Origin of the sequence: Acinetobacter sp. YH12239 (assembly GCF_013417635.1) — a bacterium.
GTDB lineage: Bacteria > Pseudomonadota > Gammaproteobacteria > Pseudomonadales > Moraxellaceae > Acinetobacter.
Genome location: NZ_VPDP01000001.1, coordinates 362,787 through 379,099 on the forward strand (window position 1 = coordinate 362,787; position 16,313 = coordinate 379,099).

Annotated in this window: 18 protein-coding genes and 1 tRNA gene; 16 read left to right on the plus strand and 3 right to left on the minus strand. The window is 38.9% G+C overall.

From position 1 onward, the window contains the following. Positions 1-3 precede the first annotated feature (3 nt). From mltG to FTV17_RS01680, 3 genes are all read left to right on the plus strand, one after another. Positions 4-1,053: an endolytic transglycosylase MltG gene (gene mltG / locus FTV17_RS01670; protein WP_179997895.1), complete on the plus strand. Its 1,050-nt coding sequence runs from the start codon at positions 4-6 to the stop codon at positions 1,051-1,053. Positions 1,054-1,067: 14 nt separating this feature from the next. Further along, a complete protein-coding gene (gene tmk, locus FTV17_RS01675) occupies positions 1,068-1,691 on the plus strand; it encodes a dTMP kinase (RefSeq protein WP_179997896.1) in 624 nt (207 codons plus the stop codon). 61 nt (positions 1,692-1,752) lie between these two features. Beyond that, positions 1,753-2,172, plus strand: coding sequence for a PaaI family thioesterase (locus FTV17_RS01680; RefSeq protein WP_179997897.1), 420 nt, complete (start codon positions 1,753-1,755; stop codon positions 2,170-2,172). 36 nt (positions 2,173-2,208) lie between these two features. On the opposite strand, the gene nadB is transcribed toward FTV17_RS01680, so the two are convergent. After that, positions 2,209-3,840, minus strand: a complete 1,632-nt coding sequence (nadB, locus tag FTV17_RS01685) for an L-aspartate oxidase (protein WP_373687171.1) — start codon at positions 3,838-3,840, stop codon at positions 2,209-2,211. A gap of 235 nt (positions 3,841-4,075) precedes the next feature. Between nadB and FTV17_RS01690 the strand changes: the two genes are divergently transcribed. From FTV17_RS01690 to FTV17_RS01740, 11 genes are all read left to right on the plus strand, one after another. Continuing rightward, a complete protein-coding gene (locus tag FTV17_RS01690) occupies positions 4,076-5,461 on the plus strand; it encodes a Do family serine endopeptidase (RefSeq protein WP_179997898.1) in 1,386 nt (461 codons plus the stop codon). A 112-nt stretch (positions 5,462-5,573) separates the two neighbouring features. Next, positions 5,574-6,035 carry an acyl-CoA thioesterase gene (locus FTV17_RS01695; RefSeq protein WP_179997899.1) on the plus strand — a complete coding sequence of 154 codons (462 nt, stop codon included), beginning with the start codon at positions 5,574-5,576 and terminating at the stop codon, positions 6,033-6,035. Positions 6,036-6,198: 163 nt separating this feature from the next. Continuing rightward, positions 6,199-8,016, plus strand: coding sequence for a translation elongation factor 4 (gene lepA / locus FTV17_RS01700; protein ID WP_179997900.1), 1,818 nt, complete (start codon positions 6,199-6,201; stop codon positions 8,014-8,016). 16 nt (positions 8,017-8,032) lie between these two features. Beyond that, positions 8,033-8,887 (plus strand): signal peptidase I, encoded by an 855-nt coding sequence (gene lepB, locus FTV17_RS01705; RefSeq protein WP_179997901.1) that lies wholly within the window; start codon positions 8,033-8,035, stop codon positions 8,885-8,887. 25 nt (positions 8,888-8,912) lie between these two features. Continuing rightward, positions 8,913-9,287: a DUF4845 domain-containing protein gene (locus FTV17_RS01710; protein ID WP_035267180.1), complete on the plus strand. Its 375-nt coding sequence runs from the start codon at positions 8,913-8,915 to the stop codon at positions 9,285-9,287. Beyond that, the gene (gene rnc, locus FTV17_RS01715; protein ID WP_035267179.1) at positions 9,259-9,960 is read left to right on the plus strand and encodes a ribonuclease III; all 702 of its coding nucleotides are present in this window, start codon (positions 9,259-9,261) and stop codon (positions 9,958-9,960) included. The genes FTV17_RS01710 and rnc overlap by 29 nt, the downstream gene beginning before the upstream one ends. Beyond that, a complete protein-coding gene (era, locus tag FTV17_RS01720; RefSeq protein WP_035267178.1) occupies positions 9,957-10,985 on the plus strand; it encodes a GTPase Era in 1,029 nt (342 codons plus the stop codon). The genes rnc and era overlap by 4 nt, the downstream gene beginning before the upstream one ends. Before the next feature lie 26 nt (positions 10,986-11,011). Then, a complete protein-coding gene (locus tag FTV17_RS01725; RefSeq protein WP_179997902.1) occupies positions 11,012-11,203 on the plus strand; it encodes an NF038104 family lipoprotein in 192 nt (63 codons plus the stop codon). Between the two features lie 12 nt (positions 11,204-11,215). Beyond that, entirely contained in the window at positions 11,216-11,929 is a 714-nt protein-coding gene (locus FTV17_RS01730; RefSeq protein ID WP_179997903.1) for a DNA repair protein RecO, read from the plus strand. Between the two features lie 9 nt (positions 11,930-11,938). After that, the gene (pdxJ, locus tag FTV17_RS01735) at positions 11,939-12,664 is read left to right on the plus strand and encodes a pyridoxine 5'-phosphate synthase (RefSeq protein ID WP_035267175.1); all 726 of its coding nucleotides are present in this window, start codon (positions 11,939-11,941) and stop codon (positions 12,662-12,664) included. 14 nt (positions 12,665-12,678) lie between these two features. Next, positions 12,679-13,332 carry a tRNA-(ms[2]io[6]A)-hydroxylase gene (locus FTV17_RS01740; RefSeq protein ID WP_035267174.1) on the plus strand — a complete coding sequence of 218 codons (654 nt, stop codon included), beginning with the start codon at positions 12,679-12,681 and terminating at the stop codon, positions 13,330-13,332. 86 nt (positions 13,333-13,418) lie between these two features. On the opposite strand, the gene FTV17_RS01745 is transcribed toward FTV17_RS01740, so the two are convergent. Further along, a tRNA-Asn gene (locus FTV17_RS01745) sits at positions 13,419-13,494 on the minus strand. Between the two features lie 239 nt (positions 13,495-13,733). On the opposite strand from FTV17_RS01745, the gene FTV17_RS01750 reads away from it, so the two are divergent. Continuing rightward, on the plus strand, positions 13,734-14,177 hold the full coding sequence (locus FTV17_RS01750) for a hypothetical protein (protein WP_179997904.1): 444 nt from the start codon (positions 13,734-13,736) through the stop codon (positions 14,175-14,177). Between the two features lie 504 nt (positions 14,178-14,681). Here the strand turns inward: FTV17_RS01750 and FTV17_RS01755 are convergent. Next, positions 14,682-15,908 carry a pyridoxal phosphate-dependent aminotransferase gene (locus FTV17_RS01755; RefSeq protein ID WP_035265512.1) on the minus strand — a complete coding sequence of 409 codons (1,227 nt, stop codon included), beginning with the start codon at positions 15,906-15,908 and terminating at the stop codon, positions 14,682-14,684. 215 nt (positions 15,909-16,123) lie between these two features. Between FTV17_RS01755 and FTV17_RS01760 the strand changes: the two genes are divergently transcribed. Next, positions 16,124-16,306: a hypothetical protein gene (locus tag FTV17_RS01760; RefSeq protein ID WP_179997905.1), complete on the plus strand. Its 183-nt coding sequence runs from the start codon at positions 16,124-16,126 to the stop codon at positions 16,304-16,306. The last annotated feature ends 7 nt before the right edge of the window (positions 16,307-16,313 follow it).

Here is a 16,313-nt window from a genome sequence, read left to right on the forward strand (position 1 = left end):
CTTATGTCCTCTCCTCAGAAATCAACAAAGAAAAAGAACAGCAAGACATCCTTTAAACCTAAAGCGCTTTTATTCATTATTGCAGGTCTAATGTTGCTTGCAACCATGATTCTATCTGCGAGTCTATGGAAGGATTATCCTGTAGAGGGTAAAAAGCAAATGCTTGCGATTAATCATGGTGATACTTACTCACAGTTTATTGATCGTTTAGCTCAAAATAAACAAGTTTCATTTCCCATCATTTTAAAGATTTATCAACGTTTCATGATTCATGACAGCATGAAAGCTGGAGTCTATGAGGTCAAAGAGGGAATGAGTGTTCGTCAAGTTCTAGACATGATTTCGAATTCTGAAAATGCACAATTGAATCGAATTTTGGTCATTGAGGGTACAACATTTAAGCAGTTAAAAAATGCACTCAAAAATGATGAATTGGTGACGAAAGAGCTGGTTCATTTGAGTGATGCAGAAATATTAAAGGAATTGAATATTCCATTTTCACATCCAGAAGGTTTATTTGCGCCTAATACTTATTTTTTTGCGAAGGGTGAAACAGATCGTAAAATTTTAACTGATTTGTATCAACATCAGATGAAGGCACTAGATAAAGCCTGGGAAAATCGAGCTTCTGATTTGCCTTATAAAAATAAATATGAAGCGCTCATCATGGCATCAATTATTGAGAAAGAAACCAATGTTGATCATGAGTTAGATAAAGTCTCGGGCGTATTCGTTCGCCGATTAAAAATAGGTATGCGTTTACAAACTGATCCAACCGTAATTTATGGTATGGGCGATCAATATACGGGCAACATTACCCGTAAAGATTTAAGAACGCCAACACCATATAACACGTATACGATTTACGGATTGCCACCAACACCGATCGCATTACCAAGTGATAAAGCGATCGAAGCGGCAATGCATCCAGATCATTCTGACTATATTTATTTTGTGGCGACTGGAAATGGAGGTCACAAATTCAGTACCAATCTAGATGACCATAATCGCGCTGTTCAAGAATATCTTGCTGTGATTCGATCTAAAAAATAAGGGGTAAAATAGACGTGTTTATTAGCTTTGAAGGCACAGAAGGCGTTGGTAAAACGACATTGATCCATAAAATTCGTGACTACTTCCTTGAGCAATCAAAGCAAGTTGTTCTAACTCGTGAACCAGGTGGTACTCCGCTCGCTGAGCAAATTCGTTCCGTACTTCTGACAGTGAATCATGAAGAAAGAATGAATAATGATACTGAACTATTATTGATGTACGCAGCTCGAGCGCAACATTTGCAACAAGTCATAATGCCTGCACTTGAAAATAGTTCGATCGTGTTATGCGACCGTTTTTGTGATAGCAGTTTCGCGTATCAGTGTGCAGGTCGTGGGTTAAGCCGTGAAAAATTAGCGCTATTAAACCAAAACTTTGTTCTAAAAATGCCTGACCTGACATTTTGGTTGGATGCTCCGACTGAACTCGGAATGCAACGAGCGCGTGCGCGTGGAGCATTGGATCGGTTTGAACAAGAAAAAGCAGCTTTTTTTGAAAAAGTACGCGCAGGATTTGCTGAATTACATCAGTTAGAACCCAATCGTGTTAAGCGTATTGATGCAACACAAAGTCCTGAGCAAGTATTTAATGATGCAATTGAACGAATTAGTTCATGGAAAGCTGAGCATAAGTGCTAATTAAAAAAGCAAATATGATTTATATTGAGTCATTGTTTATGGAAAAACGATTAGACTCAATATGATCAGTAATAAAGAAGAAATATTCAAATTCCTACAAACCGAATTTCCACAAAGTCTCCAAAAATGTGAAATAGTGTCAGTAGAGCCACGTGGTGCTACAGTCATTTATCATGTTGATGAAAATGATTTAAGACCTGGAGGGACAGTTTCAGGTCCGACTATGATGACAGCTGCCGATTATGGATTGTATATCGCAATACTGGGAGAAATTGGTATTGTAGGTCTTACAGTGACGACCAATATGAATATAAACTTTCTTAAAAAACCGAAAGGTGGTTGTGACATCAAGGGTGTTTGTAAATTAATGAAAGTTGGCAAAGCTCTAGTTGTCGGAGAGGTTTACTTGTACTCTGTTGGGGATGATGAGCCGATAGCTCACGTTACTGGGACTTACTCAATTCCTCCCAAAAGGGCATAAAAAAGCGAGTATGAACTCGCTTTTTTTATTTTGAACTTAAACCTCAACTAAAGGTGTTTCCACTTCAAAATTTGGTGGGGTGAGTACGGTTTTTCGTAATTCTTGCGAAGGCTCAGGATAGTCCAGAGTGTAATGTAATCCGCGTGATTCTTTTCTTTGCATCGCACAACGAATAATCATCTCAGAAACGAGTACAAGGTTACGAAGCTCAATTAGATTTTTACTGACATGATAATCTTGATAATATTCGGTGATTTCATGTTTCAGCATTTCAACGCGATGTAATGCACGTTCTAAACGTTTGGTCGTTCGTACAATACCTACATAGTTCCACATGGTCTGACGTAACTCATCCCAGTTTTGTAAAATGACAACGTCTTCATCAGGATTCATGACTTGAGAAGCATCCCATTCAGGGACTTCATAGTGATCTATAATATTTTGATGCTGATCTTGAATATGCTTCGCTGCACTCATGCCATATACAAAACATTCTAAAAGTGAGTTACTTGCCATACGGTTAGCGCCATGTAAACCCGTATAAGACGTCTCACCAATCGCATATAGACCTTGAATGTCCGTTTGACTATGTTCATCGACTACGACACCACCACAGGTGTAGTGCGCTGCTGGCACAACTGGGATCATATCTTTGGTGATATCAATACCCAGCTCGAGTAGGCGAGCATACAACGTGGGGAAGTGCTCTTTAATGAACTCAGGGGTTTTGTGGGTAATATCTAGCCAGACATGTCGTATACCTAATCGTTTAATTTCGTAGTCGATAGCTCGAGCTACAATATCGCGTGGTGCTAACTCAGCACGATCATCGAAACGGAGCATGAAGCGTTCTCCATCAGGTAAACGAAGATAAGCGCCTTCACCACGCATTGCTTCAGTAATTAAGAAGGAACGTGCTTGAGGATGATATAAGCAGGTTGGGTGGAATTGATTAAATTCCATATTGGCTACGCGGCATCCAGCACGATATGCCATTGCAATACCATCGCCTGTAGCGATATCAGGGTTAGAGGTATATAAATATGCTTTCATGGCACCGCCACATGCCAGTGCAGTAAAAGGTGCTAAGAAAGTATGCACTTGCTCGGTTTGCTCATCTAAAGCATATAAGCCCAAAGCACGATTTTCCTGATTCAAATGCCCTAACTTATGCGCTGTAATAAGGTCAATCGCAATGTAATTTTCAAAGATGTGAATATTGTTTTTTTCTTGTGCACGTTCAACTAAAGTGGTTGAAATTGCTTTACCAGTAGCATCGGCAGAATGAATAATGCGGCGCTGAGAATGCCCACCTTCACGTGTGAGATGCAAGTTATCTTCATCATCCAGTGTGAATTTAACACCTTGTTTCAGTAAAAAATCAACAGAGGGTTTTCCCCCTTCAACCGTGTGTTGAACAGCTTGTTTTTCACATAGATAAGCACCTGCAATGAGCGTGTCATCAATATGTTGTTGAATAGAATCAGCCTCATCAAGAACAGCTGCAACGCCGCCTTGTGCATAATACGTGCTGGCATCTTTCAAATGAGATTTTGCTAACACTGCGATATTAAAATGATCAGGTAATGAGAGTGCTAGACTTAAACCCGCACCACCACTGCCCACAATAATCACATCAAATTGATGCGCACTTGTATTTTTCGGCATTTCCATTCGCAAACTGAATTTTAAAAAGTGCGTTAATATGGCTCTTTTTCAAAGCAAAATTCAAGAGTTTGATTGATCAATTTTTTTTTTTATGCACTTGAACTATTAGTTTTTAATCATATTTTAAGTAAAGTATTGTTTTCTATTAATATAGAAACATTTATTTACGCACAGAGAATTTTGATTGTGCTAAAAATTATTTTATCCAAGAATCATAAATGAGAGTTCACTTAACATGAAAAATCGCGTTATAGCATCAGGACTTTTTGCTGCAGTCTTTACTGCGGCAGTGCAAACTCAAGCGGCGGCTACTGTTGACTTTTCAAATCTTGTAGAGCGAGTAAGTCCGGGTGTCGTCAGCGTGAATGTTGTTAAGAAAATGACACAAGAAGAAATTCTTCAACAACAAGTACCTGAACTACTGAAACGATTCTTCGGCAATCAAATTATTATTCCGCAGCGCCAAGCTCCTCAAGAGAAAACGGGTTTTGGAAGTGCATTTTTTATTAGCCGTGATGGTTACCTGATTACCAACCATCATGTTGTAGAAAATGCTTCACAAATCACCATCATGTTAAATGATCGTCGCGAGATTGATGCCAAAGTTATTGGTAGTGATGAACGTACTGATGTGGCATTACTGAAAGTTGAAGGTACGAACTACCCAGCACTTTCAACGGGGAATATCGACCAATTAAGAGTTGGGGAACCTGTTCTCGCCATTGGCTCACCGTTTGGTTTTGAGTACTCGGCATCTGCAGGGATTGTCAGTGCCAAATCAAGAAATATGTTGGGTGAAACATCAGTTCCGTTTATTCAAACCGATGTCGCATTAAACCCTGGTAACTCTGGGGGACCATTGTTTAATCAACAAGGTCAAGTGATTGGTGTGAACTCTCGTATTTTCAGTGGTACTGGCGGATATATGGGATTGTCGTTCTCCATTCCAATCGATGTAGCCATGGATGTGGCGGATCAATTAAAGAAAAATGGTAAAGTTACTCGCTCATATCTTGGTATTCATTTACAAGAGATTGATCGTAACCTCGCAGAAGCTTATAAACTACCAAAACCTGAAGGTGCTTTAATCACAGAAATTGCGCCAAATTCCCCAGCAGAGCGCGCTGGCTTAAAGCAAAATGATATTATTTTGAAGTACAACGGAACTGCAATTTCAAGAACGAGTGAGCTATTAAATTACTTAAATAGAACACAGCCAAATCAAAAAATTCAGTTAGAAATATTGCGTGATGAACGTGTACGTACGATTACAGCAACACTTGCATCAGCACCAGATGAAACACCAGCACAAGCGCAAAATGTAAGTGAAGCCAAAAAACGCGGACCTACACTAGGTGTTGCGATTCGCGAACTTGCACCTGTTGAAAAAACACGTCTTGGTGTTAAAGGTGGTGTCTACATTCAAGAGGTTGTACGCGGAGGTTTGGCGGCACAATCTCGTATTATGGCTGGTGATGTGATCACCTCGATTAATGGTAAGAATGTAAGTACAACACAAGATTTTGTGGAAGCGGTGGCTAATCTTAAAACGAATACAGTTGCACGAGTGGGTATCATCCGTGAAGGGCGAAATGCCATGATCGGATTGAGAATCAAGTAAACATGAATTGAATAAAAGGCCTTGCGATAGCAAGGTCTTTTTTATTTAACCCTAAAATTATATTAAACTCTTTTCGAATGTTGATGATGAATACGCAATACAAGGGAATACAGTGAGTACAATCTTTGACCTTAAAATAAAAGCAACAGCACAAGACATTGATATTTTAGGTCATGTGAATAATGTGGTGTATGTAAAATGGATGCAAGATGTTGCAACAGCACATATTGAACAACTGGGTTTAGGGGTTGAGCAATATCTAGAACTCAAACATGCCATGGTTGCAGTTGAGCATCACATGAATTACAGAAAGGCGTGTTTTGAAAATGATGAAATTATTTTAAGAACTTGGCTTAATGATTTGAATGCGATGTATTCATTCCGTCAGTACGCTTTTTTTAGACCTTCAGACCAATCATTATTATTTGTGGGAAATACCAAATGGGCCTGTGTAGAGATTGCGACAGGCAGACCCAAACGATTATCTCCAACATTTACTCAAGCTTATCAGCCTATTTCTGGGGTATTAAATCCTTTGGATTTCACTCAAGATTATTCTTTATCCGCTGTCTAAAGAATTGCTTGAGTCGGACGAATTAAATATTTCACCACATGGTGTTCATTATTATGAATACTTTGAAAAATCCATCTGCTATAATCGTCCGCAATTTGTTAAACAGCTTTTGCTATGTAGTTTTTATTTCATGCATAGCGCAATTTATTGTTCAAGGTAACCCATGGCGCAAGCTAAAAAATCCGTAAATATCAAAAATATACGTAACTTTTCGATCATTGCTCACATCGATCACGGGAAGTCGACATTAGCTGACCGTTTTATTCAGACCTGTGGTGGTTTGCAAGATCGCGAAATGCAAGCGCAAGTTCTAGACTCAATGGAGCTTGAGCGTGAGCGCGGGATTACCATTAAAGCGACTTCTGTGACGCTTTATTATACGCATCCAAATGGTGAAGAATATCAACTGAACTTTATTGATACACCAGGGCACGTGGATTTCTCATATGAAGTATCACGTTCGCTTGCTGCTTGTGAAGGTGCGCTTTTAGTTGTAGATGCCGCTCAAGGTGTTGAAGCTCAATCAGTTGCAAACTGCTATACAGCAATTGAACAAGGGCTTGAGGTTCTACCTGTACTCAATAAAATTGATTTGCCTCAAGCAGAACCTGAGCGTGTCATTCAAGAAATTGAAGACATTATCGGAATTGAAGCAACTGAAGCACCTACGTGTTCAGCTAAAACTGGATTGGGAATCGAAGGTGTTTTAGAAACACTTGTGAATACCATTCCTGCTCCGACGGGTGACCGTGAAGCACCGCTTCAAGCTTTAATTATTGACTCATGGTTTGACAATTATTTAGGTGTTGTATCCTTAGTTCGTATTAAGCAAGGTCGTGTGCGTAAAGGCGATAAAATGTTGATGAAATCAACGGGTCAAACGCACATCATTACCTCTGTCGGTATTTTTAATCCTAAACATACAGAAACTGATATTTTAGAAGCAGGTGAAGTAGGCTTTGTGATTGCTGGTATCAAAGATATTTTTGGTGCGCCAGTCGGTGATACGATCACACTTGCAACTACGCCAGAAGTAGAAACTCTACCTGGATTCAAAAAGGTTAAACCACAGGTATATGCAGGTTTATTCCCGATTGATGCAAGTGAATTTGAACCTTTCCGTGAAGCACTACAAAAACTGCAAATTAACGATTCAGCATTATTCTTTGAACCTGAAAGTTCTGATGCATTAGGATTTGGTTTCCGTTGCGGTTTCTTGGGTATGCTGCACATGGAGATTGTACAAGAGCGCTTAGAGCGTGAGTATGATCTAGACCTTATTTCGTCAGCACCGACTGTGATTTACGAAGCTGTCATGAAGAGTGGCGAGACAGTTTATATCGACAGTCCATCAAAAATGCCAGATGGTTCGACGGTAGAAGACCTTCGTGAGCCGATCGCAGAATGTAATATCCTTGTGCCACAAGAATATCTTGGTAATGTAATGACGTTATGCGTTGAACGCCGTGGTGTTCAAAGAGACATGAAGTTTATGGCAAACCAAGTAGCCATTACATTTGAAATACCAATGGCTGAAGTCGTGATGGATTTCTTCGATAAATTAAAATCATGTTCACGTGGTTTTGCATCGTTAGATTATAACTTCGTCCGTTTTGAGTCTTCTTCTCTTGTAAAAGTAGATGTCTTGATCAATGGTGAAAAAGTCGATGCATTGGCAATGATTTGTCATCGTCAAGATGCGCGTCATCGTGGTATTGCACTTGTTGAAAAGATGAAAGATTTGATTCCACGTCAAATGTTTGATGTGGCGATTCAAGCTGCAATTGGTGCTCAAATTATCGCGCGTTCAACAGTAAAAGCAATGCGTAAGAACGTATTGGCGAAATGTTATGGTGGTGACGTTTCACGTAAGAAGAAACTTCTTGCGAAACAGAAAGAAGGTAAGAAACGTATGAAGCAGGTGGGTAGTGTAGAAATCCCACAAGAAGCTTTCTTAGCAGTGTTAAAAGTAGAGCGATAACAACAAGGAATATCCCATGGATTTTGATTTTAATCTCATTCTCGTACCTGCAACCCTGATCTTTTTTGGATTATGGTTGCTGGATAAATTGGTACTCAAACAAAGAGCAACCAAAGGAAAAGGGAATGAAAATTTCATTATCACATGGGCATATGATTTTTGGCCTGTACTTGCAGTTGTGTTAGTGCTGCGATCATTCTTCTTTGAACCTTATAATATCCCATCTGAATCCATGGTTCCGGCATTGGAAACGGGTGATTATATCTTGGTAAACAAATATCAATATGGTGTTCGTTTACCGATTAGTAACACCAAAGTGTTGAATGTCAATGAGCCTGAACGTGGTGATGTGGCGGTATTTAGATATCCACCAAACCCATCAATTAGCTATATTAAGCGTATTATTGGTTTACCTGGTGATCATATCGTTTTTGAGAATAATCAATTAACTATCAATGGTGAAAAAGTTGTAACGGAAGTGGCTGAATTTAATCGTGAAAAAGATGTTTCAGACACGCCAAATTCAATTTATCATTATGAAACCTTAGGTGATCATAAATATTTGGTTCGTAATTTAGAAGGTCAAAACCCGATTATTGCGCATTTCAATTATGCACAAACGAAAGAAGATCTTCCTTATGTTGCCACTGCGAATGATCGCTTTGTGAGAACAAATGGTCAAAGTTGGGAAGTAACCGTTCCGAAAGGATATTACTTTGCTATGGGTGACAACCGTGATCAGAGTGCTGATAGTCGAATCTGGGGATTCGTACCTGAGGCAAATTTAACAGGACAAGCAATTTATGTATGGATGCATAAAGAAGCTGGTTTGAAATTGCCATCATTCAGTCGTAATGGTCAAATTCAGTAATCTTCAAATATATGGATAATAAAAAATGCGTAACACTCAACGTGGTGCATCGTATACAGCGATTTTATTAGGGGTAATTGTTGCGGCATTTGGACTTAAAGTGCTCGTAGCATTGTGGCAGCCTTATTGGGATGACCGACTAATCAATCAATTGATTGAAGAACAAGTTGCAATCAGCTCAAAGGCGACAACACCACAACAGTTTGCTTCAACAATGGGGCAGAAATTTAGCATGAACAATATCCGTGACATTGAGTTCAAAGATATTGCGACTGTCAAATCTAAACAAGGTTTACAAGTGACAAAGAAATATGAAGTAAGAAAGCCATTCTTATTTAATATTGATTTAGTCCTCACATTCGAGAAAAGTTTTGATCAAAGGTCAGTTCAAAGTAAGTGATTCTCGCTTACTGAGTCGCATCGGTTATCAGTTTAAAAAAATTGAATTACTTCAACTTGCATTGACACACCGATCGGTTAGCCATAAACATAATTATGAACGCCTAGAGTTTCTAGGCGATTCATTGTTAGGCATGATTATTGCCAATTACCTTTATCATGCTTATCCACATGAAAACGAAGGTCGTCTTACGCGTATGAGAGCTACTTTGGTTCGACAAGAAGCGTTAGGCAAAATTGCAACAGATTTGAAACTTAGTCAGAGTTTAATACTCAGTACTGGTGAGTTAAAATCTGGTGGTCATCATAGAGAATCGATACTCGCTGACACAGTCGAAGCGATTATTGGTGCAATCTATACTGATAGCCAAGATTTAAAGTTGTTAGAATCAATTGTGTTGAAATGGTATGAACCTTATTTAGATCATATTGAGCCAACAGATCAATTGAAAGATCCTAAGTCCCGTTTACAAGAGTATCTTCAAGCTCGTAAAAAACCTCTCCCAGTGTATGAGGTTGTTGATATTCAGGGTGATGCACCAAACCAACATTTTAAAGTGGAATGTATGGTTGAAGGCTTGCCAAAATGTATGGGTGAGGGTTCAAGTCGTCGTTTTGCTGAGCAAGCAGTAGCGGCGGAAATTTTAAAATTTTTGGAGCAAAAGTCTTCATGACTACTCATTCCGATCACATCGATGCTGATCACGAGTCGCAAGACAGCGGCAATGATTTAATCAATCAATTTTTTAGTTCGCAAGGCACTACAATTCCCTCAGACTACAAAAGTGGCTTTGTGGCAATTGTAGGTCGTCCTAATGTAGGTAAATCTACATTAATGAACCATATTTTGGGTCAGAAGCTTTCGATTACGTCTCGTAAGCCTCAAACAACTCGACACAAGATTGTGGGTATTGATACGCGTGAGAAATCTCAGGCAGTATTTGTTGACACCCCTGGAATGCATAAGAAAGAAGTACGTGCCATCAATAAAATGATGAATCGTGCAGCTCATTCAGCCTTGCGTGATGTAAATCTTGTACTGTTTGTTGTAGACGCTGACAAATGGACTCAAAATGATGAATTAGTCCTTGAGAAGCTCAAAAATGCCGAAATGCCTGTCATCTTGGTCATTAATAAATTGGATACATTTGAGAATAAAAATCAGGCATTACCGCTGATTCAAGAACGTACAAAATTAATGAACTTTGCTGAGATCGTTCCTGTATCGGCATTGCGTGGCGCTAACCTTGATCATCTTCGTGATACGATCGAAAAGTACTTACCATTCCAGCCACCATTGTATGCACTTGATCAACTCACAGATCGTTCTGAACGCTTCTTGGCTTCTGAAATTATACGTGAAAAAATCATGCGTCAATTGGGTGAAGAGCTTCCATATGATTTAACTGTTCAAATTGAATCGTTTAAAACAGAAGAAGCGACTTTAAATGAAAAAACTGGTCGTATGAAGCCAGCTTGTACCTATATTGATGCTACGATTTTTGTTGATCGCCCTGGGCAAAAAGCCATTGTCATCGGTGAAAAAGGATCGAAGTTGAAAAAAATTGGTATGGATGCACGTGCCGATATGGAAAAAATGTTCGAAGAAAAGATCATGCTAACGCTTTGGGTTAAAGTTAAAGGCGGTTGGTCTGATGATGAACGTGCATTAAAAAGCTTAGGATATAGTGATATCTAAGGCTTGAACGGTTATAGGAGCTTGTGATGATGAAGATGGTTGCGATGATTGTATGCGCTTTGATTTTACAAGGTTGCATTCATAAAGTTGTCACAGTTCCTGTAAAAGTTGCATATAAAACCACCAAGGGGGTCGTCAAAGGCACTGCAGCAGTTGTTGGAGCAGTTATCCCAGACGGTGATGACGATGATGAAAAAGAACAAAACAAAGATAAATAAAAAGATTAATCGATGCGAAATGAACTTTTGCATGGATACTTAATCCATCATCGAAAGTATCGAGAGCGAAGCCATATTGTTCATTTATTCACTGAAGAGTATGGACGAGTTGACGGCATACTGAGACAATCTCCACCACCGCAGTATCAGCCTATCGCACTTCAAGCGACTGGAAAGTCTGAATTAAAAAATTTCACAAAATTAGAAATTGTTAATCATCCCATTTTTTTTCATGGTGATGCATTCTTTTCAGGATTTTATTTAAATGAAATCTTATTGAGATTATGCCCATTAGAAGAGGCAATGCCAGATACTTTTGCAAAGTACCACAAGACATTAGAAAGTCTGCAAAAATTAGCCCAACATTCAAATCCTAACGAACTTTTAAAGCAAATTCTTCGTCAATTTGAATACGTACTTCTAGAAGAACTTGGTTATGCGATTGATTACTCAATAGATGCACACCAAAATGAAATTTTAGCTTCACAAAAATATCAATTTCAATTAAACGAAGGTTTTATACCAGTTCAGTATTCAAGTGCCGCTACGCTGACAGGTGAGCAAATTCGCAGCATGATAAATTATGAAAATGGTACAGATTTCAACGCTGAACAGTTACAATTGTTGAATAAATTATATCGTCAAATGATTACTTCATTATTGGGTGATCGCCCACTAAAAAGTCGTCAATTGTGGATTCAAAACGCTCAATCAAAATCAAATTAGGAAAATGTTATGGCTGCATTGCTTGGTGTGAACATTGATCATGTTGCAACTCTAAGACAGGCTCGAGGCACACGCTACCCGGATCCAGTACAGGCAGCACTAATTTGTGAAGAGGCTGGGGCTGAAGGCATTACATTACATTTACGTGAGGATCGTCGCCATATTCATGATGATGATGTCCGTCGCATGCGCCCTGTGCTTAAAACACGCATGAACCTTGAAATGGCAGTGACAGATGAGATGGTGGCATTTGCTAAAGAAATAAAGCCGCATCATGTATGTTTTGTGCCTGAAAAGCGTCAAGAAGTCACGACTGAAGGTGGTTTAGATGTTGTTGGTAATTTTGAGGCTGTTAAGTCTGCTACACAGGAATTAGCAGCGATTGGATGTGATGTATCGTTATTTATCGATGCTGATATTGAACAAATTGATGCTGCAATTGCCTGTGGTGCGCCAACTATTGAGATTCATACAGGTGCTTATGCAGATGCTGAAACAGAAGAAGCACAGCAGGTAGAGTTACAACGTATTATCCGTGGAACAGAATACGCTGCTGCTAAAGGTTTGGTTGTAAATGCTGGGCATGGACTTAATCTTGACAATGTTGCTCCTATTGCAGCAATTCCTCAAATACACGAATTGAATATTGGACATTCTCTGATTGCCGATGCTGTTTTTAAAGGACTTACGCAAGCAGTTCAAGATATGAAAGCAGCAATCAAAGCTGCACGATAAGATTGATGAGTACTATGTCAAATATTGATTATGATGAATTAATGAAGCCTGTCATAGGCTTCCTTGGTTGCGAAACTCCACAAGCTTGGTTAGATGAGGCTGTAAATAATCTTGATATTTTGATGCAAGATCATGCGAACTGTGAAAAGAAAGCAGCCAGTACAGCCATGAATCTCATGTTTAGATACAGCTTTTTTGTAGATTTACAAGTTAAGCTCGCTCAATTAGTGCGTGAGGAAATGCTGCATTATGAGCAGGTTTTAGAGTTTATGAATAAGCGCGGGCAGCAATGGGTCGGTTTAAGTGCTGGGCGTTATGCGGGTGGCTTACGCAAAGAAATTCGGACGTATGAACCAGAAGCGTTGATTGATGTTTTAATTATTGGTGCGTTTGTGGAAGCACGCTCATGTGAACGTTTTTATGCATTAGCGCCTAGAGTCGATGAGGAATTAGGGCGCTATTATCGCTACTTACTAAAATCTGAATCACGCCATTACGAGGATTATTTGGCTCTAGCTCTGGATGTGGCTAAAACTGCGAAATTGAAAGATCCTGAGGAGGATATTCAAAGTCGTATAGAGCACATTCGTGAAGTTGAAAAGCAACTCATCTTAACACCTGATGAAACCTTCCGTTTTCACAGTGGAGTTCCAGCAAAAGCAGCTTAAAATATGGTTGAGAAAATCCTCCCAAGTGGGGGATTTTTTTGGCATAAAAAAAGCCCAAGTCTTAAATGCTTGGGCTTTTTAGTATTTGGCTCTCCAACCTGGGCTCGAACCAGGGACCTGCGGATTAACAGTCCGTCGCTCTACCGACTGAGCTATTGGAGAATCTGAATGCGATTATAAGGGGATTTAAGATTGGGTCAAGTGTAAATTGCCATACAATTGTCACTTTTGAGCCGCATGTTGTTTATTTGCTCAAATAAAATGTTTTTTTTTAATTTACTTGCCAATTTAGAATGAGCTTGTTAGATTTATTTAACAACAGAGCGCTTGAAACAGAGTTTTAAGCAGTGTGGATTTATACCAACTTGCCAGCACTAAATGGCTAAAATAGGAGAAAGCGAATGAATACGCTTACCATTTCTCAGATCTTTTCTAATCTTGAATTCTATAAACAAAATTACCTGTCTATCTTAAATTCGCCTAGTTCTTATTTCACTGAAGTCGAGGGCGCGATAGTTGATGTATTTCCTTTTAAAAAACATCATCTGGTTTTGGGAGAGTTATTGCAGTTGTGGTTTTCTGAAAAATGGTCTATTGATCACGATCAATCATTCACGCTTGAACAATATTTGGCAGCAAATGACTTAAAAGCTAACTTAAATAAAGTCTATATCTACTCCATAAAAGGGAATGCCATTCTTGGCACGAATAAATCGCTTGCTTGGTTAAATGAGTCGAATGCGGTGAGCGAGATTTTATTAAAGTCACCACTTAAATATTATGTTGAATGCCTAAGTTGTTATCGTCCTTCAAAGCATTTGTTTAATAAACAGCTTGCAGTTTAGGCAAATTTTCACAAGTTAAATCTGAAATTGTTGAATGAATTGATTTTTCTTAAATATAGTCCAAGTTAGCCTGTGTCATTTTATCTTCTTTATTAGGGTGAATTGGTGTTTCTAGAACTTATTTTTCATTAATTAAATCCCATATTATGGTTACTTAGATTAGTTCCAACTTCTATATGATGGTGCAAAGCATATCTATAAATGGGATTTTTCAGTGATAAATATGATCTTTCAGATTGGGCTATCGATACTATGAATAGTGTATAAGGCTTAATTTATCAGCGGGCTACTTAGACAACTGTTGGATCATGTTTGAGTTGCTTTTTAAAAAATCTCTGACTTTTATCCAATCCTAAAAGCACACTTTTTTCGCTTCAGTGAGCGAGCGTATTAACCAAAAGGTTTTATGTTGCGTATTGGGTTATGTAGGTGTATGAAGGGGTTTAGATTTAATAAAAAAAACCCGCGAAAATCGCGGGTTTTTGATCTGATTAATTTTTCAGATTATTTTTCAGCTGCGATAGAAGCAATTGCTGCATCTACGCCTTCGATTGAGTCAGCTGCTTTTTTGATACGTGCAAGCGCATCAACCAATACTTCATCTGCTGTTGCATATGAAATACGCATATAACCGCCTAAACCGAATGCATCACCAGGAACAACCGCAACACCAGTTTCTTCCAATAACCATGCAGAGAATTCTGTGCAAGATTTTAAACCTTTTGCACGGATCAATGGACGAATGTTTGCATAAGCATAGAATGCACCGTCAGCAGGTAAGCATGTAATGCCTTTGATATCATTCAAGCCATTAACAACTAAATCATGACGGCGTTTGAAAGCTTCAATCATTGGTTTAAGTACATCTTGAGGACCATTCAATGCAGCTTCTGCCGCAACTTGCGAAATTGAAGTTGGGTTAGAAGTAGATTGTGATTGAATTTTCTTCATTGCGCCGATTAATTTAGCAGGACCTGCTGCATAGCCGATACGCCAACCTGTCATTGCATATGCTTTAGATACACCGTTGAGAACGATTACGCGATCGTAAAGATCTGGTGCAACTGTAGCAATGTTATAAAACTCGTCGTCCCAACGAATTGGTTCGTACATATCATCAGAAGCAACATATACTTCAGGATATTTACGAAGAACTTCAGCTAATGCTTCTAATTCTTCTTTGGTATAAATCATACCTGTTGGGTTAGAAGGGCTGTTTAAAACAACTAGGCGAGTTTTATCAGTAATTGCAGCTTCTAATTGAGCTGGTGTGATTTTGAAACGTTGTTCTTCACCACATTTAACAATAACTGGCACACCTTCTGCGATGATCACCATATCTGGATAGCTTACCCAGAATGGAGCAGGGATGATTACTTCATCACCTTTATTTAACAATGCAAGCGCAAGGTTAAAGAATGATTGCTTACCGCCACAAGAAACGAGAATCTGGTTAGCAGCATAATCAAGGTTATTATCACGTTTTAATTTAGCGATAATTGCTTTTTTAAGACCTGGCGTACCGTCAACTGCGGTGTATTTAGTGAAACCGTTGTTAATCGCTGCAATTGCTGCATCTTTGATGTGTTGTGGTGTATCGAAATCCGGTTCACCTGCACCTAAACCAATAACGTTTTTACCAGCAGCTTTAAGTTCTGCAGCTTTATTGGTCACAGCAAGCGTTGGGGACGGTTTGATGGCATTGACACGATCAGAGAGACGTACGTCCACGGCAGTATTCCTTCTTATAGGGATTAAAAAATAAAAAGCACACTATCTTAGCTTAAATTGAATGTTTTAGTCGTCCAATATCTAGGCAAATTAGCAAAAAATCACGAAATTCATCGAATTTTAATGCAATGATACATATCCACATTAAACAACGTGGGTCGCATAAAAAAACAAATTTCCGTACAATAGCGTTAGATTGAAATGAGTAGTCTCAAATGAGTTCGGAAAATTCTCCCAAAAAGAAGCCTGTAGTGAATCTTCCATTTCCTATCAAGCAAGTCAATGACGCAAAGCAAGCTGATGAAGAAATTGAAGATCTACGTCCAAAGCCTCAGCGCTATGCTGATCGCACATGGATGCCGCCACGTGGTACACGTCGCTCAATGGGTAAAAGATAAAAAAATA

Coding starts and splice junctions, on each gene's coding strand:
- FTV17_RS01760 (WP_179997905.1), top strand. CDS start 16,124: ATGAGTTCGGAAAATTCTCCCAAAAAGAAGCCTGTAGTGAATCTTCCA.
- FTV17_RS01680 (WP_179997897.1), top strand. CDS start 1,753: ATGATCAGTAATAAAGAAGAAATATTCAAATTCCTACAAACCGAATTT.
- nadB (WP_373687171.1), bottom strand. CDS start 3,840: ATGCCGAAAAATACAAGTGCGCATCAATTTGATGTGATTATTGTGGGC.
- lepB (WP_179997901.1), top strand. CDS start 8,033: ATGGATTTTGATTTTAATCTCATTCTCGTACCTGCAACCCTGATCTTT.
- era (WP_035267178.1), top strand. CDS start 9,957: ATGACTACTCATTCCGATCACATCGATGCTGATCACGAGTCGCAAGAC.
- lepA (WP_179997900.1), top strand. CDS start 6,199: ATGGCGCAAGCTAAAAAATCCGTAAATATCAAAAATATACGTAACTTT.
- mltG (WP_179997895.1), top strand. CDS start 4: ATGTCCTCTCCTCAGAAATCAACAAAGAAAAAGAACAGCAAGACATCC.
- FTV17_RS01750 (WP_179997904.1), top strand. CDS start 13,734: ATGAATACGCTTACCATTTCTCAGATCTTTTCTAATCTTGAATTCTAT.
- FTV17_RS01710 (WP_035267180.1), top strand. CDS start 8,913: ATGCGTAACACTCAACGTGGTGCATCGTATACAGCGATTTTATTAGGG.
- FTV17_RS01690 (WP_179997898.1), top strand. CDS start 4,076: ATGAAAAATCGCGTTATAGCATCAGGACTTTTTGCTGCAGTCTTTACT.
- FTV17_RS01725 (WP_179997902.1), top strand. CDS start 11,012: ATGATGAAGATGGTTGCGATGATTGTATGCGCTTTGATTTTACAAGGT.
- pdxJ (WP_035267175.1), top strand. CDS start 11,939: ATGGCTGCATTGCTTGGTGTGAACATTGATCATGTTGCAACTCTAAGA.
- FTV17_RS01740 (WP_035267174.1), top strand. CDS start 12,679: ATGTCAAATATTGATTATGATGAATTAATGAAGCCTGTCATAGGCTTC.
- FTV17_RS01730 (WP_179997903.1), top strand. CDS start 11,216: ATGCGAAATGAACTTTTGCATGGATACTTAATCCATCATCGAAAGTAT.